The 25,291-nt window shown below is 49.0% G+C and carries 24 protein-coding genes; 20 read left to right on the forward strand and 4 right to left on the reverse strand.

Annotation, left to right across the window (positions count from 1 at the left end; translation table 11 throughout):
• Positions 1-227 precede the first annotated feature (227 nt).
• The 11 genes from GEV47_RS03370 to GEV47_RS03420 all read left to right on the forward strand — a co-directional run bounded on the left by GEV47_RS03370 (position 228) and on the right by GEV47_RS03420 (position 13,475).
• Positions 228-1,541: an FAD-dependent oxidoreductase gene (locus GEV47_RS03370; RefSeq protein WP_153233270.1), complete on the forward strand. Its 1,314-nt coding sequence runs from the start codon at positions 228-230 to the stop codon at positions 1,539-1,541.
• Between the two features lie 32 nt (positions 1,542-1,573).
• The gene (locus GEV47_RS03375; protein WP_153233271.1) at positions 1,574-3,091 is read left to right on the forward strand and encodes an NAD(P)H-hydrate dehydratase; all 1,518 of its coding nucleotides are present in this window, start codon (positions 1,574-1,576) and stop codon (positions 3,089-3,091) included.
• 211 nt (positions 3,092-3,302) lie between these two features.
• Positions 3,303-3,782, forward strand: a complete 480-nt coding sequence (locus GEV47_RS03380) for a MarR family winged helix-turn-helix transcriptional regulator (protein ID WP_322741531.1) — start codon at positions 3,303-3,305, stop codon at positions 3,780-3,782.
• Positions 3,783-3,915: 133 nt separating this feature from the next.
• Positions 3,916-5,475, forward strand: a complete 1,560-nt coding sequence (locus tag GEV47_RS03385; protein ID WP_153233272.1) for an efflux transporter outer membrane subunit — start codon at positions 3,916-3,918, stop codon at positions 5,473-5,475.
• A complete protein-coding gene (locus tag GEV47_RS03390) occupies positions 5,472-6,746 on the forward strand; it encodes an HlyD family secretion protein (RefSeq protein ID WP_153233273.1) in 1,275 nt (424 codons plus the stop codon). Before GEV47_RS03385 ends, GEV47_RS03390 begins: the two co-directional genes overlap by 4 nt.
• Positions 6,747-6,846: 100 nt before the next feature.
• Positions 6,847-8,406, forward strand: coding sequence for a DHA2 family efflux MFS transporter permease subunit (locus GEV47_RS03395; RefSeq protein WP_153233274.1), 1,560 nt, complete (start codon positions 6,847-6,849; stop codon positions 8,404-8,406).
• 221 nt (positions 8,407-8,627) lie between these two features.
• Positions 8,628-9,662: a tRNA 2-selenouridine(34) synthase MnmH gene (gene mnmH, locus GEV47_RS03400; protein ID WP_153233275.1), complete on the forward strand. Its 1,035-nt coding sequence runs from the start codon at positions 8,628-8,630 to the stop codon at positions 9,660-9,662.
• Positions 9,663-9,669: 7 nt separating this feature from the next.
• A complete protein-coding gene (locus GEV47_RS03405; RefSeq protein ID WP_153233276.1) occupies positions 9,670-10,167 on the forward strand; it encodes a DNA-deoxyinosine glycosylase in 498 nt (165 codons plus the stop codon).
• A gap of 39 nt (positions 10,168-10,206) precedes the next feature.
• The gene (locus GEV47_RS03410; protein WP_153233277.1) at positions 10,207-11,052 is read left to right on the forward strand and encodes a spermine/spermidine synthase domain-containing protein; all 846 of its coding nucleotides are present in this window, start codon (positions 10,207-10,209) and stop codon (positions 11,050-11,052) included.
• An 81-nt stretch (positions 11,053-11,133) separates the two neighbouring features.
• The gene (locus GEV47_RS03415) at positions 11,134-12,936 is read left to right on the forward strand and encodes a GspE/PulE family protein (RefSeq protein ID WP_153233775.1); all 1,803 of its coding nucleotides are present in this window, start codon (positions 11,134-11,136) and stop codon (positions 12,934-12,936) included.
• 236 nt (positions 12,937-13,172) lie between these two features.
• Positions 13,173-13,475 (forward strand): hypothetical protein, encoded by a 303-nt coding sequence (locus GEV47_RS03420; protein WP_153233278.1) that lies wholly within the window; start codon positions 13,173-13,175, stop codon positions 13,473-13,475.
• A 74-nt stretch (positions 13,476-13,549) separates the two neighbouring features.
• On the opposite strand, the gene GEV47_RS03425 is transcribed toward GEV47_RS03420, so the two are convergent.
• Together GEV47_RS03425 and ltaE are read right to left on the reverse strand one after the other, a co-directional pair.
• Positions 13,550-14,356: a peptidoglycan DD-metalloendopeptidase family protein gene (locus GEV47_RS03425; RefSeq protein ID WP_153233279.1), complete on the reverse strand. Its 807-nt coding sequence runs from the start codon at positions 14,354-14,356 to the stop codon at positions 13,550-13,552.
• 61 nt (positions 14,357-14,417) lie between these two features.
• On the reverse strand, positions 14,418-15,446 hold the full coding sequence (gene ltaE / locus GEV47_RS03430; RefSeq protein ID WP_153233280.1) for a low-specificity L-threonine aldolase: 1,029 nt from the start codon (positions 15,444-15,446) through the stop codon (positions 14,418-14,420).
• 140 nt (positions 15,447-15,586) lie between these two features.
• Between ltaE and GEV47_RS03435 the strand changes: the two genes are divergently transcribed.
• From GEV47_RS03435 to ampC, 3 genes are all read left to right on the forward strand, one after another.
• Positions 15,587-16,477 carry a Dyp-type peroxidase gene (locus GEV47_RS03435; protein WP_153233281.1) on the forward strand — a complete coding sequence of 297 codons (891 nt, stop codon included), beginning with the start codon at positions 15,587-15,589 and terminating at the stop codon, positions 16,475-16,477.
• A 21-nt stretch (positions 16,478-16,498) separates the two neighbouring features.
• Positions 16,499-17,719 (forward strand): winged helix-turn-helix domain-containing protein, encoded by a 1,221-nt coding sequence (locus tag GEV47_RS03440; RefSeq protein WP_153233282.1) that lies wholly within the window; start codon positions 16,499-16,501, stop codon positions 17,717-17,719.
• Positions 17,720-17,792: 73 nt separating this feature from the next.
• Positions 17,793-18,977, forward strand: coding sequence for a class C beta-lactamase (gene ampC / locus GEV47_RS03445; RefSeq protein WP_153233283.1), 1,185 nt, complete (start codon positions 17,793-17,795; stop codon positions 18,975-18,977).
• Positions 18,978-19,093: 116 nt separating this feature from the next.
• Here ampC and GEV47_RS03450 read toward each other — a convergent pair whose 3' ends face one another.
• A complete protein-coding gene (locus tag GEV47_RS03450; protein WP_228124540.1) occupies positions 19,094-19,555 on the reverse strand; it encodes a multidrug/biocide efflux PACE transporter in 462 nt (153 codons plus the stop codon).
• Between the two features lie 121 nt (positions 19,556-19,676).
• On the opposite strand from GEV47_RS03450, the gene GEV47_RS03455 reads away from it, so the two are divergent.
• The 4 genes from GEV47_RS03455 to GEV47_RS03470 all read left to right on the forward strand — a co-directional run bounded on the left by GEV47_RS03455 (position 19,677) and on the right by GEV47_RS03470 (position 23,186).
• On the forward strand, positions 19,677-20,537 hold the full coding sequence (locus GEV47_RS03455) for a LysR family transcriptional regulator (protein WP_153233284.1): 861 nt from the start codon (positions 19,677-19,679) through the stop codon (positions 20,535-20,537).
• Between the two features lie 64 nt (positions 20,538-20,601).
• A complete protein-coding gene (locus tag GEV47_RS03460) occupies positions 20,602-21,168 on the forward strand; it encodes a DUF2796 domain-containing protein (protein WP_153233285.1) in 567 nt (188 codons plus the stop codon).
• A gap of 32 nt (positions 21,169-21,200) precedes the next feature.
• Positions 21,201-21,917: an ABC transporter ATP-binding protein gene (locus GEV47_RS03465; protein WP_153233286.1), complete on the forward strand. Its 717-nt coding sequence runs from the start codon at positions 21,201-21,203 to the stop codon at positions 21,915-21,917.
• Positions 21,918-23,186: an ABC transporter permease gene (locus tag GEV47_RS03470; RefSeq protein WP_153233287.1), complete on the forward strand. Its 1,269-nt coding sequence runs from the start codon at positions 21,918-21,920 to the stop codon at positions 23,184-23,186.
• A gap of 22 nt (positions 23,187-23,208) precedes the next feature.
• Here the strand turns inward: GEV47_RS03470 and GEV47_RS03475 are convergent, their stop codons facing one another.
• Positions 23,209-24,081, reverse strand: a complete 873-nt coding sequence (locus tag GEV47_RS03475) for a hypothetical protein (RefSeq protein WP_153233288.1) — start codon at positions 24,079-24,081, stop codon at positions 23,209-23,211.
• Between the two features lie 237 nt (positions 24,082-24,318).
• Between GEV47_RS03475 and GEV47_RS03480 the strand changes: the two genes are divergently transcribed.
• Both GEV47_RS03480 and GEV47_RS19455 read left to right on the forward strand, forming a co-directional pair.
• Positions 24,319-24,990, forward strand: coding sequence for a DUF3299 domain-containing protein (locus GEV47_RS03480; protein WP_153233289.1), 672 nt, complete (start codon positions 24,319-24,321; stop codon positions 24,988-24,990).
• A gap of 7 nt (positions 24,991-24,997) precedes the next feature.
• Positions 24,998-25,210 (forward strand): GDCCVxC domain-containing (seleno)protein, encoded by a 213-nt coding sequence (locus GEV47_RS19455; RefSeq protein WP_153233290.1) that lies wholly within the window; start codon positions 24,998-25,000, stop codon positions 25,208-25,210.
• Positions 25,211-25,291: the final 81 nt, after the last annotated feature.

The following is a 25,291-nucleotide window of genomic DNA, read 5'->3' on the forward strand; positions in this document are numbered from 1 at the left end:
GCCTGCGGTGGGAAACGGCAGTTGTTGGAGCAGTGCTCCAATCCTTTCTTTGCTTGCTTTCTTTGGCGAAGCAAAGAACGTGCGTAGCCGCCGGTCTAGCACCGGCATAGCGCCACGGAGTGACGTCCTCATCAATAAGAACAACAAGAGACTACCAAACCCATCCCAATTTCAAGGTATGATTCTGCTCGCCGCCCTCCAGTAAGATTTAATCGAGCAAAATAGCGATGCCGCCAACCCACAACAACGCACAAACACCGTCACAGCAACGCAACCACAAGCAAATCGTCGTCATCGGCGGCGGCATCAATGGCGTCTGCACAGCCTATTATCTGGCACAAGCAGGACATCAAGTAGCGCTTATTGAGCAACATGGTAACGTCGCCGAAGCCACAACGCTAGGCAATTCCGGGCTGTTAGCTGCTGCAACGAACACGCCATGGGCCGCCCCCGACATGCGGCAACGCTTGCTTTCCGGATTATTCAGCCAGGAAGCGCCCAACATTTTTAATGCACGGCTAAGTCCATCTTTATGGCGCTGGCTGTTGCGCTGGACCTCAGTCGACGAATTGCAGCAATATCAACAGCGCGCACAACGCATGCAACGCCTGGCAACCTACAGCCAACATCTGGTACAGGAAGTACAGCAATATTTTCAAATCGACTTCGAAACCAGCGATGGCTTACTCCAACTGTTTCGCAGTGAAAAAGAATTCGCTGCGACTTCAGCACTGCAAGCATTGTTCAGCGAGCGCGGCATTGCGCATCGCGCGCTGGATGCCGACGCTGCACGCGCATTAGAGCCTGCATTAAACTATGTAAAAGACACAAACAATATCGCTGGTGGGCTGTATTTTCCAGAGCTTGCCACTGGCAACTGCACTTTATTTATCAAACAATTAAAAACCTTTGCGCAAGAAATGGGGGTGCAATTTCACTTCCATCAAAAAGTGCAGGCGATTACACCAGATGGCCAGCAAGTTGCCATCAAGATTGGCGAAGAAGTCTTATATGCCGATGCGGTTGTCGTTGCAGCAGGTGGCGATAGTGCACGTTTATTGCGCCCCCTCGGCGTACGTTTACCATTGCAAATGGTCAAAACATATACGGCAACAACAATAGTTAAAAATCACGATGATGCGCCTAAACTCGCATTGCAAGATGATGCGTACAAAGTGACGATGGCACGTTTAGGCGATCGCATCAGAGTCGCCGGCATCGCTGAATTCGGCGCCCGTCACGATGATGCAAGCATCGATGACAAAGCATTGCGAACATTATTAAAAGTAGCGCAGGATTGGTTTCCCAATGCGGCCAATTATCACAATGCACAACTGTGGAGCGGCCAGATCCCAATGCTACTGGATGCCGTACCTCTGCTCGGCGCTACCAGCAACGGCAATGTCTACATCAATCTCGGCCATGGTGCCAACGGTTGGTGTATGGCATTGGGTGCAGCTAAAGCTGTCGCGGACCAGATTTCGGGGGCCAACCCGGAAATAGATATGGATGGTTTGACCTTGGCACGCTATCGTCAGTAGTATGAGGGTAATCCGTCATCAGGAAAGCCGCCATGCATACGCTCTACTCCACTGCAGAAATTCGTCGCATAGAACAAACTGCCCTCGCGCAATTACCACCGTACACACTCATGCAACGCGCTGGGCAAGCAGCAAGCATTGCCGCGCTGCGCCTGTTACCTGACCGTCCGCACAAAGCACGCATTTTAGTTCTGGCCGGCCCCGGCAACAATGGCGGCGACGCATTGGAAGCCGCTGTTCAATTAAATAAGGCTGGTGCGGACGTTGTGGCGTTGGTGCAAGCAGATATCGCACATTTACCACCAGATGCCGCGAACGCACTTGCCCGCGCCATTAAAGCCGGCGTACACATCATGCCTAGCGAGCAGTTTTTCACCATCGATAGCATTCAATGGACTTTAGTCATAGACGGCTTACTCGGCATTGGTGTGAAACGTCCGCTTGATGGCGAGTTGCGCAGCTTGGTAGCGACGGTCAATACCTTCAATTGTCCCGTGCTGGCGCTGGATGTACCGACCGGTCTGGATGCAGATACCGGTATGGTAGTCGGTCCCGATGGCGTTGCTATCATTGCGGTCGGCACGATTACTTTTATCGCCGACAAAGCCGGATTACACACCGGCGACGGTGCCGATTATGCCGGTAAAGTCGAAGTCGCCACGCTTGACATACCACCGTCATCACTATCGGCGGCGCACTCATGGCTCAGTAGTCCGGCATTATTTCAGCAATATCTGCAACCACGCGCGCGCAACTCAAATAAAGGCAGCTATGGCAACGTCGCGATCATCGGCGGTGCACATGGCATGGCTGGCGCAGCCATTCTGGCAGCGCGCGCGGCAGCGAAATCCGGCGCAGGTAAAGTCATGATTGGATTTTTAGACCAGCCTCCTGCTTACGATAACCACCAACCGGAATTGATGTGCCATCACGCGGAAGATATCCCATTGCTTACCGCATCACTGGTAGTTGGCCCAGGCCTTGGCACTGATCAGGCAGCACATACTTTATTGATCAACACCTTGACGGCGCACAGTCCATTGGTGCTGGATGCCGATGCCTTAAATCTGATCGCAGCCGAACCGGCGCTGCTGCAACTGGTAGCGCAGCGGCGCCACTCTGCGCTCTACACCATCATGACGCCACATCCACTGGAAGCCGCACGATTACTTAATAGCAGCGTTACCGAGTGCCAAGCAGACCGACTATCCGCGGCACGTGCCCTGGCACAACGCTATAACGCTATCGTCGTTCTTAAAGGTGCCGGCAGCATCATTGCGCACCCCGACGGTAGGATTGCCGTTAATCCGACTGGAAATCCCGGTCTCGCCACGGCTGGCAGCGGTGATGTTTTAGCGGGAATTTGCGGCGCTTTATTAGCGCAAGGATGGGACGATTGGCATGCAGCTATTGCCGCCGTTTGGTTGCATGGCAGTGCGGCTGATTCATTGGTGTCGCAAGGATTTGGACCGATTGGATTGACTGCCAGTGAATTGATTCCGGCAGTGCGCAGCGTATTGAATGAACTGGTTGAAAATATCACCAAGTAGTCGTTGCGCAAAAATCCACACGAAAAACCCAACTGAGCCCCGACTTCCCTCATACGATGGGGCATTTAGTCGCATGTTCATTTGCAACACTTCAAGCCCCCTCCAATCCGCTGCCAATAATTCATGTGCGTCTGCAGCAAATTTTGTTTTCCTGTATATTCTTGCCTAGACAATGATTTTTCAAGCAAGTCTGAAGCAACTAAGGATGCAAGTGAGTAATTTATCCACCCCATCAACAGCGCTGTTCCCGGTAGATCAATACAGTATCGAAGATAGTATTGGCTTTATGTTGGCGCGCGTCAGAACCCAGTTATCAAGAAATGCCGACGAGTTACTATTGCCTTTTGGCATCACTCATGCGCAAGCGGCCATTCTGTTGATGCTATCCTCTGGGCAGCACCTCACGGCGGCTGATTTAGCCAGGGAAAGCTATACGGATGCGGCATCCGTCAAGCGAATGGTAGATAGACTGGAAAGTCGCGGCTTAATACAAAGAATGCCATGTGGACACGATAAACGTGTTTTTCGCATTCTCCTCACCGCGGAAGGTGAGCAACTGAAACAGCATATACCTGCCGTTTTCTGTGGAATGCTCAGCCAATATTTTGAGGATTTCACAGCAGAGGAGCTAGGTTTTTTGAAATCGATGTTACGTCGCGCATTGACTAAAAATACTCTTGCAACACCTTAACAATTAATTGCCATAGCAAGATTATTTTATTCCTCAAAGAAAATTTGCTTAATTATTTATTCATATATTCGCGTCATAAACCTATCGCAGCAAACGCCTTATTAATACTAATTAATACTAAAACCCAATCAATATGATCACTCTTGCCACCCAACTATCGCGTAGTTTGCCGAAAGTACAGAAAGCCGGCATACAGCGTTTCGCTATCTGCGCCGCCGCTGTTTTGTTGACGGCCTGCGCCAATTACAAGGGAATAGAACCCAGCTCGCACACCAATAGTCCAGCAGATTACGCAACGACCACTTCGTTACCCGGTCAGGGCGGCATATGGCCAGATTCATCCTGGGTTAGCACCATTGGCGGCGCGCAATTGCAACAACTGACTGATGAAGCAGTCGCAAACAACCCTAACTTGAAAGTCGCTGCTGCGCGTATCGCTGCAGCCAGAGCGATGACTGAAGCGGCTGGCGCAGCAGCCAAACCACAGGTCGGCGCTGGCCTCTCCGCCACGCGTGAACGCTTCACGGAAAACACCATTTATCCGCCACCGTATGGCGGCGGGTATTTCACCGACTATGAATTAGGTATCAACGCATCGTACGATTTCGATTTTTGGGGCAAGCACGGTGCCCAATTACAATCTGCGCTTTCGCAAACGAAAGCCGCCGAAGCGGAAGATTACGCAGCACGCTTGATGCTGACAACCTCCATCGCCAAAGCCTGGGTGCAATTAGCGCGCCAATATGATCAGCTAGATTTAAGCAACCAGCAATTGGTACTACGTGACAAATTAGATAGTTTGACGCGTCAACGTTTTGCCGCTGGCCTGGACACGCAAAGCGATAACCAACAAAGCCGTCAACAAATTGCTAATTTGCGTGCGGAACAATCGCAATGGACCGAGGCGATTGCGTTGACGCGCAATCAAATCGCCGCCTTGATTGGCAAAGGCCCGGATCGTGGCTTAACGCTGCCGCGCCCATCACTACCTGCTGATGTCAATGTCGCTTTACCTGAACAATTGCCATTAGGTTTGCTCGGACGACGTGCAGATATTGTCGCCTCACGCTGGCAAGTTGAGGCTGCGCAAAGCGATATTAAAGTAGCTAAAACTGAATTTTATCCAGACGTGAATATATCGGCGATGGTCGGACTTTCCAGTCTGGGTTTTGGCAATTTTCTGACGAAAAGCAGTTTAGTCGATGGAGTTGGCCCTGCCATTCACTTGCCGATTTTTGAAGGTGGCGCCTTGCGCGCCCAGTTAAAAGGTCGGGTAGCCGCTTACGATAGTGCAGTCGCCACCTATAATCAGGCGCTGAATGATGCTCTGCATGAAGTTGCCGATCAAGTGCAATCATTACGCGCCGCCGATGTGCAGAAAAAAAATCAACAGGCAGCCACCGAAGCAGCGGAACGCAGTTTGCAGCTGTCACAGCAACGCCAACAAGTCGGCACGGTTAACATGCTGCAAGTCGTCAGCTCTGAAATGAATGTACTGGCGCAGCGTAAGCAAGAAATCGATACTCGTGCACGCCGTGCTGATTTGCGCATCGGCTTGATTAAAGCCTTGGGCGGCGGTTTTGATGCCAATGCAGAAGGACTTGCACCTGCTGCTTCCGCTGCAAATACAGATCAACAAAACAAAACCATTTCATCTTCATCCAACACTTCTCCTGTGACTACCGGATTATGACCTCCTCATCTAATACACCTAATACTCCTGAAAATACTCAAGCTCAGCCCGCATCAGGCGCGCCAACGCCTCCTGTGATTCCGGATCCGGCAGCTGGCGGCCAAAATACCGTCGTCCCGGTTGAAAGCCAGGGAAAACGTCGTGGCATGCTGATAGTCGTGACTATAGTTCTGTTGATCTTGGCGCTTGCCTACGGTATCTATTGGTACTTGTTTGCCAGCCATTACGAGACGACCGATGATGCCTATGTTTCCGGCAATGTAGTACAAGTGACGTCGCAAGTCGGTGGCACGGTATTGGCGATTAATGCTGACGATACTGACCTGATTCATGTGGGAAAACCTTTGATCGAACTTGATCAAGCCGATGCTAAAGTCGCACTTGAGCAAGCTGATGCACAACTCGCACAAACCGTACGCCAGGTACGTACACTGTTCGTCAATAACGGCGCATTGACCGCCAACATCGCTGCACGCAGCTCTGATTTGGCCAAAGCTCAAGCAGATTTGAATCGTCGTCAGCAATTGATCAGCACAGGTGCCGTATCCAAAGAAGAACTTGAGCACGCCAAAGTAGCCGTTGACAGTGCAGAAGCAGCGTTGAAAGCAACCCGCGATCAACTCGCTTCGAATCAAGTGTTAACTGACAATACGACAGTAGCGAACCATCCAAACGTGCAACATGCTGCCGCACAAGTGCGTAATGCGTACCTCAATTATGTCCGCTCCACGATTCCAGCGCCGATCACTGGCTACATCGCCAAACGCTCTGTGCAGGTCGGTCAACGCATTGCGGCTGGTTCGCCATTGCTATCCATTGTGCCGTTGAACAATCTCTGGGTGGATGCCAATTTCAAAGAAGTGCAAATTGCGAACATGCGCGTTGGCCAGCCTGTAACACTGGAATCAGATGCTTACGGCTCCAAAATTGAATACCACGGTAAAGTCGCAGGACTTTCAGCCGGAACTGGTTCAGCCTTTGCATTATTACCGGCACAAAATGCCAGCGGCAACTGGATCAAAGTAGTGCAACGCATCCCTGTGCGCATCACCATTGATCCAAAAGAACTGGAAACCCATCCATTGCGCGTTGGTCTGTCAATGAATATCAAAGTTGATATCGCTAACCCGCAAGGCACATCACTGACCGATAGCTCGGTTGCTGGTAACGCTGCAATCTATCAAACCAATGCCTTCGACAAATCCGGAGCAGAAGCCGACGAGCGTATTGCACGCATTATTGCGGATAACAACGGTGGAAAAACGCATTAAGTTTTTCAAAAACACGCGCTCGTTTCCATACAAAGGGGAATGAGCGCGTGCTGCAAGAATCACCATTAATTCCGTCCAATAACCCAACCGGACTATAAGTATGAGTTTCACTAGTCACTCGCCTCAACCCTTAATGCCGCTCACCGGCGGCAAGCTGGTGCTCGGCACAGTCGCACTATCGCTGGCCGTGTTTATGAACGTCCTCGATTCGTCGATTGCCAACGTTTCCATTCCCGCTATCTCTGGCGATTTGGGTGTGTCGCCACAACAAGGTACGTGGGTCATTACCTCGTTCTCGGTGGCCAATGCGATTTCCGTCCCTCTGACCGGCTGGCTGACCCAGCGCTTTGGTCAGGTGCGCTTGTTTATTACCTCCATTATTTTGTTCCTGTTGGCGTCAACCTTGTGCGGCTTGGCGCCCAGCATGAGCGTCCTGATTGCAGCACGTGTATTGCAAGGTGCGGTGGCGGGACCGATGATCCCATTATCACAATCCTTGTTATTAGGCAGTTACACCCCCGCTAAAAGTGGGATGGCATTAGCATTTTGGGGGATGACAACGCTGGTCGCGCCGATTATGGGCCCACTGCTCGGCGGATGGATTTCTGATAATTACACCTGGCCGTGGATTTTTTATATCAACATTCCGATTGGAATTTTCGCAGCATGGGCTACCTGGAGCATTTACCATAAGCGCGAATCCATGACGCGAAAATTGCCGATTGATACGATAGGTTTATCGCTGTTGGTGATATGGGTGGGATCGTTACAACTGATGCTCGACAAGGGTAAGGAACTGGACTGGTTCAACTCGACAGAGGTCGTGATCTTGGGTGTTACCGCAGTCGTCGCTTTTATTTATTTCGTCATTTGGGAATTGGGTCACAAGCATCCGGTGGTCGATTTATCGCTGTTCAAGAGCCGCAATTTCAGTGGCGGTGTAGTCGCCATTTCTATCGGTTATGGCCTGGTCTTCGGCAATCTGGTGATTCTGCCACTATGGTTACAAACGCAGCTTGGCTATACCGCCACGCTAGCCGGTGAAGTCATGGCCCCAGTTGGTGTTTTAGCCATTCTCCTGTCACCTTTTATTGGTAAAATTTTGCCAAAAGTTGACGCACGCCTGGTTGCGTCCACCGCCTTTGCCATTTTTGCGCTAGTGTTTTTCATGCGTTCTGAATTTACACAAAACGTTGACACTGGCACCTTGATGATTCCGACCTTATTGCAAGGTGCGGCAATGGCAATGTTTTTTATTCCACTGACATCGATTATTTTATCCGGCCAACCACCCGATAAAATCCCGGCGGCAGCAGGACTATCTAATTTTGTGCGTATCATGTTCGGCGGTATTGGCACCTCTATCTCCAGTACGCTATGGGATAACCGCAGCACCTTGCATCATGCCCAATTAACTGAATTCACCGGATCACACAATCCGGCCTTTGTTCAGGCAATGCACGGTTTAATGTCGCAAGGAATGTCAGAGGAAGCAGCATGGGCAGTGATCGACCACAACATCACCGTCCAGGCCAGTACCCAGGGCGCCACGGATATATTCTGGATTTCGGCAGTCTTGTTTCTGATGTTGATCGCCTTGGTCTGGTTGACCAAGCCGATTCGTTCCAGCGCACCGATTGATGCTGGTGGGGCACATTAAACATCAGCATGGATTTGGTATAAAAGTGGTATAGAAGCTCAAAAAAAAACGGCTCCAATTATGGAGCCGTTTTTTATAGCAGATACACATTAACCACAGTAAAAGCAACGAGCACATAGCCAGGATTGGCTCAACTGGCAGCCCTCCACTCCTCCGTGCACCGGATACCTAAAGCTATTCATGTAAAATGAAAAGTTGACTCAAAATTTATATATTTCCCAATGCGCGACTTCTCCTCATATGACCTGATAATTGATGCGCGTAGCCCGCGCGAATATGAGGAAGACCATATACCCGGCGCGATCAATATGCCAGTTGTCAACGATGAAGAACATGCCGCCGTTGGCACCCTGCATCGCACCGACAAAATGGGGGCATACCGTATTGGTGCTGTGTTTGCGCTCAAAAATATTGCCCGGCATCTGGATCAGGACATGCCCAGATACGATCGCAAAAGTCGCATGCTGGTCTACTGCTTTCGAGGAGGCAAACGCAGCAGATTGTGGATGACCATGTTGGAAAACGTTGGTTATCGCGTAGAAAAATTAGAAGGCGGCTGGAAAGCCTATCGCCGTTGGGTGAATGAGCAATTGGCCAGCGTCCCGGCGCAATATCATTACAACATCCTGAGCGGACCAACCGGATGCGGTAAAACACGCTTGCTGTATGCCTTACAAAAAGCTGGCGCACAAGTGCTGGATCTTGAAGATTTGGCAACCCATCGCGGCTCTGTCCTTGGTGAGGTTTCGGGGCAAAAACAACCGTCGCAAAAATATTTTGATAGTTTGCTACTACAGAAATTATCGGCTTTCGATCCCAAAAAGACTATCTGGCTGGAAGCCGAAAGCAAAAAAATAGGCAACATACAATTGCCTGATGCGCTACTAGAAACCATGCGCAATCACCAGACCAGTCGAACAATTTTGATTGAGACTGAAATGGCACAACGCGTGCAATTGTTGCGTGAAGATTATCGTCACTTTGAAGAAGATCCCGCTGCCATGTTGAAGCGTCTGACTTTTTTAAAACCGTTGGTGGGCAATAAAGAATTCGCGGCATGGGAAGCATTAGCAGAACAAAAAGCTATTCCCACATTGTTAGAGCAATTGATGCGTAATCATTATGATCCTACGTACCGTCGCTCCATACTGCGCAACTACCCTAACATTGACACTTCACCAACCATCAAGCTTAGTGATTTGTCGCCGACCGGTTTATTGCGTGTCGCTCAAAATATGTGTGTTGAACTCAACTAGTCACATCATGCCAACGGCCATATCCTCTGGTAGCCTGACAGGGTTTGCGCCTGTGATTGACCGCAACACGCGTACACTCATTCTAGGCAGTTTCCCCGGTACGGCATCGTTGGCGCTACAACAATATTACGGCCATCCACGCAATCAGTTTTGGCGTTTGCTATCCGCAGTATTAGCAGTGGATCTGGTCAATTTGCCTTACGCTGAGCGACTGACAGCCTTGCTATCGCAGAAAATCGGCTTATGGGATGTATTGGCGGCTTGTGAGCGCCGCGGTAGTCTTGATAGTGCAATCCGTAATCCCCTGGCAAATCAGTTCGACTTTTTGCAACAACACTGTCCTCAATTGCAACGCATTTGCTTTAATGGCAAAACGTCAGGGAAATTCGCCTCTCAATTTAGCGTTGCCGGTTTTGAAACTTTAATACTCCCCTCTTCGTCACCAGCGAACGCGCAATCGACATTTGATGAAAAATTGCAGCTGTGGCGCGGTATCATTGCATAAATTTTAAACCTCGTTTTATTCGTCAATTTATTTTCCAACATGCTAATCAAGCGTAAATCTATCGAAGCCGAAGGCAATCTCAAAGATGGCCCAAGTGCAAACCGAAAATCGAACAGCAAACCACTCAAAAAAGCTGAACCCAAAGCCCCACGCAAAGCCAAATATGCGCCCGTTACCTTATCGGAGCAAGACGGTGTTCGTTTCCTGCACTTCGGTACCGAATGGGTACAAGGCGCGATGCGCTTGCGCAAACCAGATTGGTTAGAGTTGGAATATGCACAACAGATGATGATGTGGATGTTGTTCAACGATGATCCTCAACACATCGCTCAACTTGGACTCGGCACAGCCGCGCTGACCAAATTTAGTTACCGTCAATTTCCCAACGCAAAAGTCACCGCGATAGAACTCAATCCATCAGTCATCACCATCTGTGAATCCATGTTCAAGTTGCCATCCAATGATGATCGTTTATCCGTGATCGAAATGGATGCGATGGATTTTGTGATGGACGAAGCCAATCACAGCACTTTGGATGTATTGCAAGTTGATTTATACGATGCCACTGCGCGTGGTCCCGTACTCGATACCCCAGAATTCTATGGCGCTTGTGCTGCCTGCTTGAAAGACGACGGCATGTTGACGATCAACTTATTCGGCGACCATCCCAGCTACGCAAAAAATCTCAAGGCGATGCTGTTTGCGTTTGACGACGTCTGGTGTTTGCCTGAGGTCCATGATGGCAACGTAATCGCCATCGCGTTTAAGAATGCATGGAAGCCTGATTTCACGACGTTATATGAGCGAGCGGCGGAAATCACTGCCGCCACTAAACTGCCGGCTAAAACATGGGTGAATGGGATCAAAGCCTGGCACGATCGTTGACATTGTTGGATATGGCCGGGTTTGAGCCGTTTATCCCTATGAACAGTAACTTTGATTATCACTACTAAGCTTGCCTACCAGATGAATAAAGCGCCACCTAAAATACTCGATCTGCAGCAAATCTTCACCTGGATGCTGGCAGACGGCATGGTTGATAAAGAAAGCGTAAAAACTTTTTACACGCAAGCAATGGGCATATTACGTAATGCGCCAATTGCGATTCATCCTTTAGTCGCGGTGGTGCAATGCAAGCGCCCTACGCTAGCAACGGCGCACCTTCCTGCCCGTACCATCACGCTGGATCATTTGACTGAATGGCTTGCACGGAAAGTCGAATTGCCTTTTTTCCGGATTGACCCACTCAAAATCGACTTTGCCAAAGTTGCCGATGTGATGTCGGCAACTTATGCCACACGCTTTAATATTTTGCCGGTTGAACTGACCACAACCGATTTGGTAATCGCCACGACAGAGCCCTTCCGCACTGAATGGGTAGCGGAAATCGCCAAGATCACGCGGCGCAATATCAAATTAGTGATCGCCAATCCGCTCGATATTGCGCAATACATTACGCAATTTTTTGCGTTAGCAAAATCGATCAAGAACGCTCACAAGTTAGGCGGACAAGACTTAGCTTTGCGTAACAATTTCGAACAGTTAGTCGAACTGGGAAAAACCAATAAGCAAGTTGATGCCAATGACCAGCACATCATCAACATTGTTGATTGGTTATGGCAGTATGCGTTTGAGCAACGGGCTTCTGATATCCACATGGAGCCTAAACGCGATGTCGGCGTCATGCGCTTCCGCATTGACGGCGTACTGCATCAGGTCTATCAAGTACCAGCAGTAGTCATGATTGCCATGACAGCACGGATCAAATTGCTGGGACGGATGGATGTGATCGAAAAACGTCGTCCGCAGGATGGTCGCATCAAAACCCGTACCGCTGACGGCCAGGAAATTGAACTGCGTTTATCGACCTTGCCTACCGCCTTTGGTGAAAAACTGGTGATGCGTATTTTTGATCCTGAGGTGATTGTCAAAACATTGCCAGAGCTTGGCTTTCCGCCAGATGATGCGATTCGTTGGGATGCACTGACCAAACGCGCGCACGGCATTATCCTGGTCACCGGACCAACAGGCTCAGGTAAGACCACCACGCTTTACACCACCTTAAAAGCGCTGGCTACCCCCGAGGTCAATGTCTGTACCGTAGAAGATCCTATAGAAATGGTAGAGCCGGCATTTAATCAGATGCAGGTCAGCCTGGGTATAGATCTGACCTTTTCCGATGGTGTGCGCGCACTGATGCGACAAGATCCGGACATCATCATGATTGGTGAGATCCGGGATCTGGAAACCGCCGAAATGGCGATCCAGGCTGCTCTCACCGGCCATCTTGTGCTCTCGACGTTACACACCAACGATGCGCCATCCGCGGTGATGCGCTTATTGGAACTGGGTGTGCCACACTACTTATTAGAAACCACCATGATCGGCGTCATGGCGCAACGTTTAGTACGTACATTGTGTGAGCATTGCAAAACCACTGATGGTGACACCGCGACAAAAATCAGCGATGAGAGTTGGCAAAATCTGGTTGAAAACTGGAACATTCCAAAGCCTGCGCATATTTATCAGCCGGTCGGCTGCCCCGAATGTCGCCAGACCGGTTACCGTGGTCGCACTGGCCTATATGAGCTGTTAACGGTAACCCAGGAATTCTCCAAGAAGATACAAGCTGAAACCGATATTCACGCCATCCGCCAACAAAGCAACGAAGATGGCATGAAGCCATTACGTATTGCCGGCGCGCTGAAAATTGTTGAAGGTGTGACCACTATTGAAGAAGTGTTGAAAGTCACATCGGCGTTAACCTAGATCACAAAATCAAGCTTCAGTCATGCCAAATAATCGATTTGAAAAATACCGCCGTCATTCTCGTGAACGTGGGATGGCGGTAGTATTTTCAAAAGGATAGATAGCCGTCACTTGCTCTCATAAGCAGTTATCCAGTTAAAATAGCGCTCATGCGTAGCCTATTTTTTAGCTTTTTATTAATTCATCACCAGAACCAGAGGTAAAGTTTGAACTTCCCCAAAAAACCAGAACAAATAATGACGACTGCATTAATCTCGAAAGTCGCCACTGCGGCATTCGATGAAATAATCATGGAACGCCTTCTGCTTAAAACAACGGAGGTCAATACTGTCAAGAATGCTGATTTTTTAATCGGTCTAGTCAACGACAAACAAGAAGTCTATCGCGTGATCGGCGCTTACACAAAAAAACAATATGACAATGCCTGTGAAGAATTAGACGATTATGGTTTGGATGGCGATGAGAGTGATCGAGAAGCCAATGGATATAACACTATCTTTGGTGGAACCATCAACGATGACGAAGATGATGATGAGTAATCATTGAATCATTGAATCGTTGCACTAAACAATCGCCATGTTTTTACTAAACATGGCGATGTTGTTGACTACTTTTAACGACCAGACAAAACCAAAGCCGGGTTAATTGGCTTGCCTTGACGGCGAATTTCAAAGTAAAGCTTAACGGTATTACTGTCGGTCTGCCCCATTTCTGCAATCTTCTGACCTTTAGTTACCATCTGTCCTTCTTTGACGACGATGGATTTATTGTGGGCATAAACGGAAAGTAAATTGGTCGTGTGTTTAATGATCACCAGATTGCCGTAACCACGAATACCACTCCCCGCGTACATCACCTTACCGGCCGCTGCTGCGACAATAGTCTGACCGGCTGTGCCGAGAATATCGACCCCTTTTTTGCTTTGTCCAGATTCGCTGACCCTCTTACCATCAGTCGGCCACATCCAGTCTATGGACTTCTCTTCACCAGCAACGAACGGTGCGTCAGGTGTTGCCGTCGTTGCTGGCGTTTTGCTTTTTGCAGGTGTTTGCTTGCTGCTTGCGGCGTTTGCAGCTCTTGCACTGCTGCCGCTGCCAGTGTTGCCGCCAGGCGGCAAAACGCGTAACACCTGGCCTACCTCAATGCCATTCATATTGCTCAAATTGCTCCAGCTGGCAATATCGCGTGGATTTTGGCGATAGGTGCGTCCAATACTGTATAAGGTATCGCCCTTTTGTACCGTGTAATAACCAGGGCCACTGGGAACGACTGGCGTAGCAGGAGTGCTGGCACCGGTACCGGCGCCGCTGCTTGTTCCAGTACTCGTACCAGCGCTGCTAATCGGTGCATTTTTAGGTGTGCCGCAAGCGGCCAGCACACTGACTATGAGGGATACAACTGCAAAACGGATTATTTTCATTCTTGATTTAATTTGATATACATCTAACTTCTAAATAAATTGTATTTTCACAAACGCGCATTTATTTCAACAATCCGGCAAACACTGCGACTATTCTATCTATCGCAGCACGATCAATTTGCCAGTGCGTGACCAACCGCATGCGCCCAGCTTCAGGCGGATTGGCTTTGATATTTGCCTCACTCAGGGCATCCATCAATACGTCGCCATACAGAAATGGCGGCAAATTAAACCACACCATATTAATCTGCACGTCGTCCATCTCCACTGCAATGCCGGGAAGCCTGGACAATTGCTCTGCTAAATAGTGCGCATTGGCGTGATCTTCTGGCAAGCGTTTTACCATTTCGTTCAATGCCAATATTCCGGGCGCAGCCAAGACACCGACCTGACGCATGCCGCCGCCTAACAATTTGCGCTTTTTACGCGCTTGCGCAATGAATGCAGCTGAGCCTGCCAACAACGATCCCACCGGTGCCGCCAAACCTTTGCTCAAGCAGCACATGACGCTGTCGGCATATTGTGTGATTTCTTTTACGTTACATCCCAGATGTGCCGCAGCATTAAATACCCTGGCACCATCCAGATGTACTGGCACCTGATGGCGTTGCGCCACTTTCCACACCGCCTGCATCGCTGCCAACGGCACGACTCGGCCATTGGAGAGAGCATTTTCGAGGCAGATTAAACCCGTGTTCGGATAATGAATATCGTCGCCAACGCGAATCCTCTTTTCCACCGCAGCAGCATCAAGTACACCTTTGTCACTTTCAACGGTGCGCAGTTGCACCCCAGCAATCACTGCAGCAGCGCCGACTTCGTGCCAGACGATATGCGAATCATCACCGACAATCACTTCGTCGCCGTGCTTGCAATGCGTGAATAACGCTAACTGATTACCAAAATGACCAGTAGGAACAAATAATGCCGCTTCTTTTCCTAATAGTGCTGCACCTAAGGTTTCCAGGTCCCTGACGGTAGGATCATCGCCATACACATCATCCCCCACCACCGCTGAAAACATTGCTTCGCGCATGGCTTTAGTAGGTTGAGTAACAGTATCGCTGCGCACATCAATCATGGTTTGCATAAATTTGTCTCTAGTAAAATTAATTAGAAAAATAGCAAAGCACAATTATCGCAAATAAAAGCCATAAGAGTAGTGCTAAAAATCCGGTAAGATCGACCCACCATTTTTTGTTACAGAATTTGCTATCGAAAGGGATCAACATGAGCAACATCGCCGCCGCAGCACAACCGGGAATATTGCAGCCACTATCTGTGCTGGGTCGTTCGCTGACATTTGACCTGACCACCCAGGAAAACCCGCGCGCGGCATTGGCAAAACTACAAGAGACATTCAAACCCGACTGGGGTATTGTTGGCCTGGGCTTGCCGTTGCTACAAGCTCTAAAACAAAACATTGCTGGTTTGCGGCCATTTCCATCGTTAGAGGGTGTCGGCTGCAAAGTCCCGTCGACGCAGCAAGCATTATGGGTGTTATTGCGTGCCGACGATCACAGCACCTTGTTTGAACGTACCGAAAAACTAAAAAATATATTGGATGGTTCGTTCATTCTGGATGATGCACTCGACACTTTCCGTTATCGCGATAGCCGCGATTTGAGTGGCTACATAGACGGCACAGAAAACCCAACCGACGATGCCGCCATCAACACCGCGCTGGTTGCCGATGGTGAAAATTTACGCGGCTCCAGCTTTGTCGCTGTACAACGCTGGGTACATGATTTACAACGCTTTCATACTTTTCCTGCTGAACAGCAAGATGCAACGATAGGTCGCCGCCGTCATGGCAACGAAGAGATAGAAGACGCGCCCGAATCTGCCCATGTCAAACGTACTGCGCAAGAAAGTTTTACGCCTGAAGCCTTCATGCTGCGCCGTTCCATGCCGTGGGATAAGGGAATTACGCGCGGTTTTGAGTTCATCGCCTTCGGTAATACGAATGATAGTTTTGAACGATCGCTGCGCCGCATGGTGGGCTTGGATGACGGTATCGTCGATGCACTATTCACTTTTACGCAGCCGATCACTGGCGGCTATTTTTGGTGTCCACCGATCAAAGACAGCAAACTCAATTTAAACGCGATCAGCATTTAAAGCGATCGGTTTGCATCAGCGATGACTACCCTGCACTTATCTCTGCCTGCTGCACGTGCATTGCAACTTGCGGCGCAAAACCTATTGCAAGCACCACGTAAAAAGGCAACCAAAGAAGATGTCTTAAGCACCATACGCCAAATGCATGTATTGCAAATTGATACAATTCATGTGGTCGCGCGCAGTCCTTATCTGGTGTTGTGGAGTCGGCTCGGAGATTACGAGCCGAAGTGGCTAGAGGCGCTGTTAGAAGAGAAAAAACTGTTTGAGTATTGGGCGCATGAGGCGAGTTTTTTGCCGATAGAAGATTACGGTCTATATCGGCATCGCATGATAGATCCGGGCTCTATGGGCTGGAAATATTCGGCCAAATGGATGCAGGAGCACCGTACAACCATCAATCAGTTGGTCGAACATATTCGCGAAAATGGTCCGGTGCGTTCCGCTGATTTCAAACGCACCGATGGCAAAAGTGGCGGTTGGTGGGAATGGAAACCAGAAAAGCGCTCGCTGGAAGTCTTATTCACCGCCGGTCGTTTAATGATCGCACGACGGCAAAATTTTCATCGCGTCTATGATCTGAGCGAACGAATTCTGCCGGACTGGAACGATGCAGACATGCCGTCCATGGCCGATACGCATCGCACGCTATTGCTAAAAGCAGTACAAGCGCTCGGCGTCGCCAAATCGACCTGGATCGGTGATTATTTCAGAACCGCCAAAAGCCGCCCGACACCACATCCAGAATCCCTGGTTGAAGAAGGCGCTTTGCTCAAAGCCACGGTCGAGGGCTGGGATGCACCAGCGTATATCCATCCCGCGCATCGTGAACTGGCACAGGCAGCAGTCAACGGCACATTAAAACCGACCGTGACAACATTGCTGTCGCCGTTTGACCCTATCGTCTGGGATAGACAACGTGCGCAAGAACTGTTTGATTTTGAGTATCGACTGGAATGCTATACGCCCGAAGCGAAACGGACTTATGGCTATTTCACCTTGCCTATCCTGCATCGCGGTGCATTGGTCGGACGACTAGACGCCAAAGCACATCGCAGCGACGGCGTGTTTGAAGTAAAGGCGCTATATCTCGAATCTGGTGTCCGTATTACGCAAAGGCTGACAAGCGATTTAGCTGCTGCACTACAACGTTGTGCGACCTGGCATGGAACAGAAAAAGTGAAGATCAGTCAATGTGATCCGCGTGCATTTGGTATCGCCTTGAAGGCTGCAATACTATAATTGCTGCACCTTCGTCATTTTTCCCTCTGTTTTACGTATTTCTTATTTTCATCATCCCAAGGATTATCCAAAAATGCATCACAAAGCGCTAAGCACATTAAAATTTCTGCCAATGTTAGTCTGTTTTATCTCTGGCAGCAGCTATGCAGCCGGCAACCTCGGTCAACCCACAATCGCGGAAACCGTAGACGCGACAATCAAACCGTTGGTACAAAAATATAATATCCCGGGAATGGCCATCGCCATTACCGTCGATGGCAAGAATTATTTTTATAACTATGGTGTGGCATCCAAGGAAACCAAACAAGCGATCACCAATGCCACGCTTTTTGAAATTGGATCAATGAGCAAAACATTTACGGCTACTCTGGCCTCTTCTGCTCAAGTCGATGGCAAACTTTCTTTTTCGGATAATGCCAGCAAATATTTACCTGCCTTGCGCGGCAGCAGCTTCGACAATATCAGCCTGCTTAACCTTGGAACGCACACGTCCGGCGGCCTGCCGCTGCAATTTCCAGACGACGTTCAGACTAACGATCAATTATTCGCGTATTACAAGAACTGGAAACCGGATCATCCTGCTGGTACCTATCGGACTTATTCCAATCCCAGCATCGGCATGCTCGGGATGATTACAGCGAAAAGCATGAATATCTCTTATGACGATGCGATTGAAAAGAAATTATTCCCTGCGCTTGGCATAAAACATAGTTACATCAATGTGCCAGCAAACCAGATGAAATATTACGCACAGGGCTATACCAAAACGGATGCGCCTGTCAGACTGAATCCAGGAATACTGTCATCCGAAGCCTACGGAGTAAAGTCCAATACGGTGGACATGATTCGTTTTGTGGAAGCCAACATGCAAGTCATCAAACTGGATCAAAAGTTGCAGCGTGCGATCAATGACACGCACACCGGATATTTCAAAGCGGGTGGCATGACACAAGATTTGATATGGGAACAGTATCCCCAATCGGCTGACCTGAATCAGGTGCTGGAAGGCAATTCCGATGCCATGGTTTACAACCCGACGAAAGTCACTGAGATCACGCCACCGCTAGCGCCGCAAAAAGATGTGTATATCAATAAAACCGGGTCGACCAACGGTTTTGGCGGTTACGTTGCCTTTATTCCAGCAAGTAAAATAGGTATCGTCATACTGGCAAATAAAAACTATCCGGTTGATGCGAGAGTGACGGCGGCCTATCAAATATTGAGCCAGTTGAAAAGTGAGATTACGCAAAAAAAGTAATCTCATCTCTGCTGTAATTGTTGGGTATTACCTGCGCAGTTGGCAACTGCACAGGTACTTAAGTAAGTCCAATTACTGAATTGCGCAGGCGGGCACAGCGCAAATTTACACTGCGCTTACACTGCTCTCACGCGTCGCGCCATCAATCTTGCTCGGACTTTGTCATAGATCAGATTAAACAAAAACGTATAAGGCAAGAAATACAAAATCAAACCAACATCAAGAATAAAAGCATCTAACATACTCACACCCAGCCACCAGGCAGCCAACGGTACCAGCATCACCACCAAACCAAACTCAAACGCAGTAGCATGCGCAATCCGCACGACAACGGTACGTATTAACTGATAACGCTGTTCGATTTTTTCAAACAGCATGTTAAACACCATATTCCAAGCCATCGCCACCGACGAGAACATCAATGCCAATGCGCCGGCATGCGCCATCGGCACTCCCATCGCCCATGCCACAATGGGCGCACTGGTAAGCACGGCCAATGACTCAAACATCACCATGTGCAAGCAACGCTCAGGAAAGGTTTTGGGCGGGGTCATACTTTTTGAAGTGCTTTTGCTCATCACTGCTCCGATAAAAGGATACTGTAGGTGCATTTCTTAAAATGAATGCAGTTATTATCCTCAGTATTACTGATACTATAAAGCTAGTTATCATCGGAAATATCGATACATTGGAATAAGCATGTCCCACTCGTTAGAATCCTTATTCATGTTTGTTGAAACAGCAAGCCTGGGCTCGTTTTCGGCCGCGGCGCGCAAACTCAACAAGCAACAATCGACCGTTAGCGAAGCCATTGCCAATCTGGAAATTGATTTGGGATTAAGTTTGTTCGACCGTAGCACCCGGCGTCCAACCTTGACTGTACACGGCAAAGCAATGTTGGTGCATGCGCAACAGGTATTGGATGCCAGCGACCGCTTATCACGTTCGGCGCACAAACTGGCCGGTGGCCTGGAATCTGCCTTGACGCTGGTACTGTCAGACACTTACCAATCTGTCCGTTTCGAAGCGATTTTCACTGAATTCGAGCAGCGTTATCCCGAACTGGAGCTGGAATGCATGATAGCGGAGCATGGCGATGTGGTGGCGTTAGTGCAAGAAGGTCGGGCGCAATTGGGACTGGTCGGTTCGCAGCCCGATTACCCGCCCGATGTCGGATTTGAATCAGTGGCTGAGCGCTCCGAGATTGGCTTGTATGTCGGCAAAAGGCACCCGCTTGCCACCGCAGATCAAGTTACCACTGCGATGCTGCATCAGGCGCGCGAATTACGAATTAATACTTATCGCAATGACACCATCGAGCGCCGGCGCGGTATCTGTTGGTCATCTTCCAGTTATTTGTTATTACTGGAAATGACCGAACTAGGATTTGGCTGGGCGGAACTGCCGCGCTGGCTGGTCAAACGCTTTGCTGCCGAAGGTTTGCTGGAGCTGCAGGTACGTGGCTGGCCAAAAAGTTTGCAAGTTGATGCGGTCTGGTCCAGGCGACATGGACTTGGAGAAGCGGGAGGATGGTTGCTAGATACTTTGCTGATGCCATGAACTCATTTGGCTTTTCGGCATCACATGTAGAATGTTTTTTCAAACCGTCAGCCATTTGCCAAATATGAAACACACTTACGCCAAATCATCCATCGTCGCCCTGCTCGCTATGATCGTATGCACGATCACGACCTTACCTGCTAACGCCCACGAGGCGCATGTGCATGGAGTAGGTACGCTAGACGTTGCCACAGACGGCGCGCAATTGAATCTGCATCTGGATACACCGTTGATGAATTTATTAGGATTTGAACATCCGGCCAACAGTGAAAAAGATCAGCTAGCCGCAAAAAAAATGGCGCAACAGTTACGCGCTGCAGGCAACATATTTATCACCACCACAGATGCCGAATGTAAGCTAACCTCAGTCAAATTGGAATCAGCCGCATTAACTCCCGCTCTATTGGGTGAACCGGTCTCCGCAAAAAAATCAATTACAGCACCATCAGAACATGCCGACCTGAATGCCGATTTCGTTTTTCAATGTGCGCATCCTGAACGTTTAAAAACCATCGACGTCAAACTGTTCAGCGCGTTTCAAGGCTTCCAAAAAATCAACGTACAAATGGTGACGCCTAAGAAACAATTAGCGGCAACGTTAACGCCATCGGCATTTCGAATTTCCTGGTAATTTTCCTGATCAGTTATTGATAACCTGAATAGATGAACACAACAAACGACACCGTCATCGATCTGCAAAACGTCTCCTTCAGTTGGCCAAAGCAGACCGTCCCGACTTTGCAGATGGATGCGTTCACGGTACAACGGCAAGATCAAGTGTTCATTTCCGGCCCTAGCGGCAGCGGGAAAAGCACCTTACTGGCGCTGATTGGCGGTATCGTCGTGCCACAGCTAGGCACCATCACCTTGCTCGGTACTGAACTGCATAGCATTTCGGCTTCGGCACGCGACCAGTTTCGCGTCGATCACATCGGTTTTGTGTTTCAACAATTCAATCTGATTCCCTATTTATCAATACTCGATAACGTGTTGCTGCCGTGTCAGTTTTCAAAATATCGGCGGCAACGGGCGCTTGCACAAGGAGCGACTTTGCGCGCAGCGGCGGAATCACTGTTGCAGCATCTCGATCTGGCACCAGCGCTTTGGAATAAGCCAGTTACCCAATTATCGATAGGCCAGCAACAGCGCGTCGCCGCAGCGCGTGCCTTGATTGGGCAACCCGAAATCATAGTCGCCGATGAGCCGACTTCAGCCTTAGATGCAGACCGTCAGCAAGGTTTTCTCGATCTGGTACAACGCGAATGTGCACAAGCCCGCTCTACCTTGTTATTTGTCAGTCATGATCAACGTCTGTCTACGCACTTCAGTCATCAACTCGCGTTGAATGAACTCAATCATGCAGCACATGCGGAGGCGTAAATGCAAGTAATTACGCTAATCCGTTTAGCTGCCAGCAGCGCCTGGAATCGCCGTTTTACATTAGGCTTGATACTGTTATCGATCGCTTTATCGGCCACCTTATTATTAGGTATAGAGCGCATTCGACATGATGTACGCGAGAGCTTTTCGCAATCTGTTTCCGGTACCGATTTAGTCGTCGGCGCACGTACCAGTTCAGTACAATTAATGCTGTATGCGATTTTTCATATCGGCGGCGCGACCAATAATATTGGCTGGGATAGCGCTCAAAAATTGGCAAACAATCCCGCAGTCGCCTGGACCATTCCACTCTCACTGGGGGATTCGCATCGCGGTTTTCCGGTGCTGGCAACCAATCAGAATTATTTCGATCATTTTCATTACGGCGATCAGCAAGCGCTGCATTTTGCAGAGGGCGCACCGTTTCATAGCGTGTTTCAAACTGTATTGGGTGCTGACGTCGCCCAACAGTTGCATTACAAAATCGGTGACAAAATCATTCTCAGTCATGGCAGCGGCGGCGCCCATTTGACCGAGCACGCCGACAAGCCCTTTACTGTCGTCGGCATTCTGGCCAAAACCGGCACGCCGGTTGATCGCACCGTCCATATCGGCTTGGATGCGATGGAAGCTATCCATTTAGATTGGGAAGCAGGCGCACCGATCAAAGGCTTAGTCATTCCTGAAGAAATGGTGAAAAAATTTGATTTAACACCAAAGACCGTAACAGCTGTTCTCGTCGGTTTGAAAAATCGCGCCAGCGTATTTGCATTACAACGTGAGATTGCCGCCGATAAGGATGATCCACAAATGGCAGTGTTGCCCGGCGTAGCGCTAGACGAATTATGGCAAGTGGTTGGTATTGGCGAACAAGCGCTGCTGGCAGTCTCAGCAATGGTCGTCGTGGTAGGTTTGGCCGGTTTGATTTCTTCAATACTGGCCAGCTTAGGTGAGCGTCGGCGCGAATTGGCGATCTTGCGTTCGGTTGGCGCCCATCCACGCGATATCTTTTTCCTGCTGGCGCTAGAAGGTTTGGGCGTGATGTTAATCGGCGTTTTGCTCGGCATCGTCATCTTAAACCTCGCCATTTGGACATTGGGTCCAGTGCTTGCCACCCAATTTGGTATCAGCTTGCATCCCAATTTACCGACTACAGGAGAATGGTGGCTACTGTTGTGGATGGTGATCGCCGGTTTGGTGGCGAGCTTGTTACCGGGCCTGCGCGCCTATCGCTTGAGTTTGTCGGATGGATTGACACCGCGAGCATAAAGACGCGCAGGAATTGCATTTTTTATGAAAGCCTATCAATTTCCACTTCTAGTTCGACTATCGTTTTTTGCTGATGAATCACTTTGCACTGAAAAGTATATCGCGGCGATATGGATGCCGTCGGGATGAATTCCGCCTGAAATGACAATGGATCGCTCGATGAAATCAACTGCTTTACATCAAGCTTCACCTGATGAATCGCATATTTTTCTTCCGCACCAATCACATGATGGAATAATTTTCCGGCAACTTGCAGCAAACTATAGGCAATGATCGCGACAGGCCAGGCTGGGTAGCCAGAAAAATGGCCCGCGCATTGATCCGGCTCAAGAGCACTGCTGTGCGCAATCAAGCCAGTGTTACTTGCTTTGTCAAAGCGTAGTGGTATTGATTGTTTGTATGGCGAGTCAGATAACGCGATGACTTGATTGTTACTGAAATTGGAAAACATGCGTTTAAATAATTTTTCGGGCAAGACTGAATACTCAACCAGCAACGTAGCAAAAGTTTCATTATCAGATGCGGATGTAAAAGACTTCAACGTGCGTGCGTTTCCATTTTCATCGGGAATAATTTTTGCCAATGCATGTAGCACTTGCTCGGGCTGAGCATTCTGCTTTTCCTGGCGTAAGGCTATGTAGTGCGCTTTCATCGCCAGATAATAAACACGCTCGTCATGTGGCAAGGCAGCTGCCGCTGCACATGAACCTAAAATGGCTAAATGTCGCCCCAATTCTGCGGCACTCACCAATCCACATTCATAGCCCATTGCCTGCTCTGGAACAAAATCACCATATACCGTACCATCATCGTCTTTTGTTAACTGTTTAAATGCAAAATAGGGAGGGTCCACGGCGATACGTCGATGGATGGTCGAGAGATCTAATGATTGCATAAAATTTTCCTTAATGAAGTTAACAAAAATCACCAAAAAAGAGCAACATGAACTCATATGAACAGGTCACGGAATTTATATTGCAAAGCAACATTTATTCAGCTTAGTTCACAAAATTCATATTGCAAGGCAACATTCGTTTTTTCTTCGAAATACAAATTCATGCTTGTTTTATACTTGGCATAAATTGCCGGAAATGCAATCAACAGACGCTACACAGATGATATTTACTTACTTATGAAAACATTTTTATGGATAGCCTTAATTGTCATCGCAGGTCTGGCAACGGGATCAATTGGACGCTATTTTTTTCAACAACATAACAAGCCTGCCGTCACGCAAGACAGTAGCGATAGCGGCTATAAAATCGGCGATCGCTTGCAACAAACCCCTTTAGTCGCGTCAGAACCCACCACCACAACAACGACGCCAGCGACCTCAACTTCGCCATTTACGGAAATCAAATGGGAGCAATTGGCCCCTGCCGATTGGGACCCGATGCAACCGTTTAAAGGCATCGACCTAAGCAAAATGGATGATGCTGATCCACGCGCAGATGCAGCATTACAAAAAGCGAAAGAGTGGTGGAAAAATGCGCCGGTCAATCCAGCCATGAACGGTAAAGCTGTCAAGATTGCCGGTTTTGTCGTGTCGTTAGAGCGGGAAGGCGATGCGCTGAAAGAATTCTTGTTAGTCCCCTATTTCGGCGGCTGCATCCACGTGCCACCGCCACCGGCGAATCAAATCATTCATGTGCATAGCGACAAAGCGATAAAAGGCATACGGACGATGGATGCGGTGTGGATTAGCGGCGTGATCACGGTCAAACCGTCGTCGACACAAATGGGAGATGCCGGGTATTCTGTGGCTGCGCAGCAGGTGGATTTGTATAAAGTAGCGGAAAAGTGAGATAGCGATGAATTCCGTTACTCTCGAATCTGTAGTGACCTGCCCTCACTGCGGCTTTGCCAAGCAAGAAACCATGCCTACAGACGCTTGCCAGTTTTTTTACGAATGCAACAACTGCAAGACTCTGTTGCGTCCAAAATCAGGGGACTGCTGTGTATTCTGTTCGTTCGGATCGGTAAAGTGTCCGCCGGTCCAACGGGATCAAGGATGTTGTCGATAGTACTTAGAGCGGACGTAAAATAGCGCCGGGTATCGCATTTTATTCACGATCTCGTAACGTGACTATCAACGGTAAAGTGGG

Source organism: Glaciimonas soli (assembly GCF_009497155.1).
GTDB lineage: Bacteria > Pseudomonadota > Gammaproteobacteria > Burkholderiales > Burkholderiaceae_D > Glaciimonas > Glaciimonas soli.

Excerpts from the sequence above, each read along its gene's own strand:
- GEV47_RS03375 (WP_153233271.1), top strand. The coding sequence starts at position 1,574 with ATGCATACGCTCTACTCCACTGCAGAAATTCGTCGCATAGAACAAACT.
- ltaE (WP_153233280.1), bottom strand. The coding sequence starts at position 15,446 with ATGCAAACCATGATTGATGTGCGCAGCGATACTGTTACTCAACCTACT.
- GEV47_RS03410 (WP_153233277.1), top strand. The coding sequence starts at position 10,207 with ATGCTAATCAAGCGTAAATCTATCGAAGCCGAAGGCAATCTCAAAGAT.
- GEV47_RS03440 (WP_153233282.1), top strand. The coding sequence starts at position 16,499 with ATGACTACCCTGCACTTATCTCTGCCTGCTGCACGTGCATTGCAACTT.
- GEV47_RS03450 (WP_228124540.1), bottom strand. The coding sequence starts at position 19,555 with ATGAGCAAAAGCACTTCAAAAAGTATGACCCCGCCCAAAACCTTTCCT.
- mnmH (WP_153233275.1), top strand. The coding sequence starts at position 8,628 with ATGCGCGACTTCTCCTCATATGACCTGATAATTGATGCGCGTAGCCCG.
- GEV47_RS03385 (WP_153233272.1), top strand. The coding sequence starts at position 3,916 with ATGATCACTCTTGCCACCCAACTATCGCGTAGTTTGCCGAAAGTACAG.
- GEV47_RS03480 (WP_153233289.1), top strand. The coding sequence starts at position 24,319 with ATGAAAACATTTTTATGGATAGCCTTAATTGTCATCGCAGGTCTGGCA.
- GEV47_RS03475 (WP_153233288.1), bottom strand. The coding sequence starts at position 24,081 with ATGCAATCATTAGATCTCTCGACCATCCATCGACGTATCGCCGTGGAC.
- GEV47_RS03395 (WP_153233274.1), top strand. The coding sequence starts at position 6,847 with ATGAGTTTCACTAGTCACTCGCCTCAACCCTTAATGCCGCTCACCGGC.
- GEV47_RS03425 (WP_153233279.1), bottom strand. The coding sequence starts at position 14,356 with ATGAAAATAATCCGTTTTGCAGTTGTATCCCTCATAGTCAGTGTGCTG.
- GEV47_RS03405 (WP_153233276.1), top strand. The coding sequence starts at position 9,670 with ATGCCAACGGCCATATCCTCTGGTAGCCTGACAGGGTTTGCGCCTGTG.
- GEV47_RS03460 (WP_153233285.1), top strand. The coding sequence starts at position 20,602 with ATGAAACACACTTACGCCAAATCATCCATCGTCGCCCTGCTCGCTATG.
- GEV47_RS03455 (WP_153233284.1), top strand. The coding sequence starts at position 19,677 with ATGTCCCACTCGTTAGAATCCTTATTCATGTTTGTTGAAACAGCAAGC.
- GEV47_RS03465 (WP_153233286.1), top strand. The coding sequence starts at position 21,201 with ATGAACACAACAAACGACACCGTCATCGATCTGCAAAACGTCTCCTTC.
- GEV47_RS03415 (WP_153233775.1), top strand. The coding sequence starts at position 11,134 with ATGAATAAAGCGCCACCTAAAATACTCGATCTGCAGCAAATCTTCACC.
- GEV47_RS03390 (WP_153233273.1), top strand. The coding sequence starts at position 5,472 with ATGACCTCCTCATCTAATACACCTAATACTCCTGAAAATACTCAAGCT.
- ampC (WP_153233283.1), top strand. The coding sequence starts at position 17,793 with ATGCATCACAAAGCGCTAAGCACATTAAAATTTCTGCCAATGTTAGTC.
- GEV47_RS03470 (WP_153233287.1), top strand. The coding sequence starts at position 21,918 with ATGCAAGTAATTACGCTAATCCGTTTAGCTGCCAGCAGCGCCTGGAAT.
- GEV47_RS19455 (WP_153233290.1), top strand. The coding sequence starts at position 24,998 with ATGAATTCCGTTACTCTCGAATCTGTAGTGACCTGCCCTCACTGCGGC.
- GEV47_RS03420 (WP_153233278.1), top strand. The coding sequence starts at position 13,173 with ATGACGACTGCATTAATCTCGAAAGTCGCCACTGCGGCATTCGATGAA.
- GEV47_RS03435 (WP_153233281.1), top strand. The coding sequence starts at position 15,587 with ATGAGCAACATCGCCGCCGCAGCACAACCGGGAATATTGCAGCCACTA.
- GEV47_RS03370 (WP_153233270.1), top strand. The coding sequence starts at position 228 with ATGCCGCCAACCCACAACAACGCACAAACACCGTCACAGCAACGCAAC.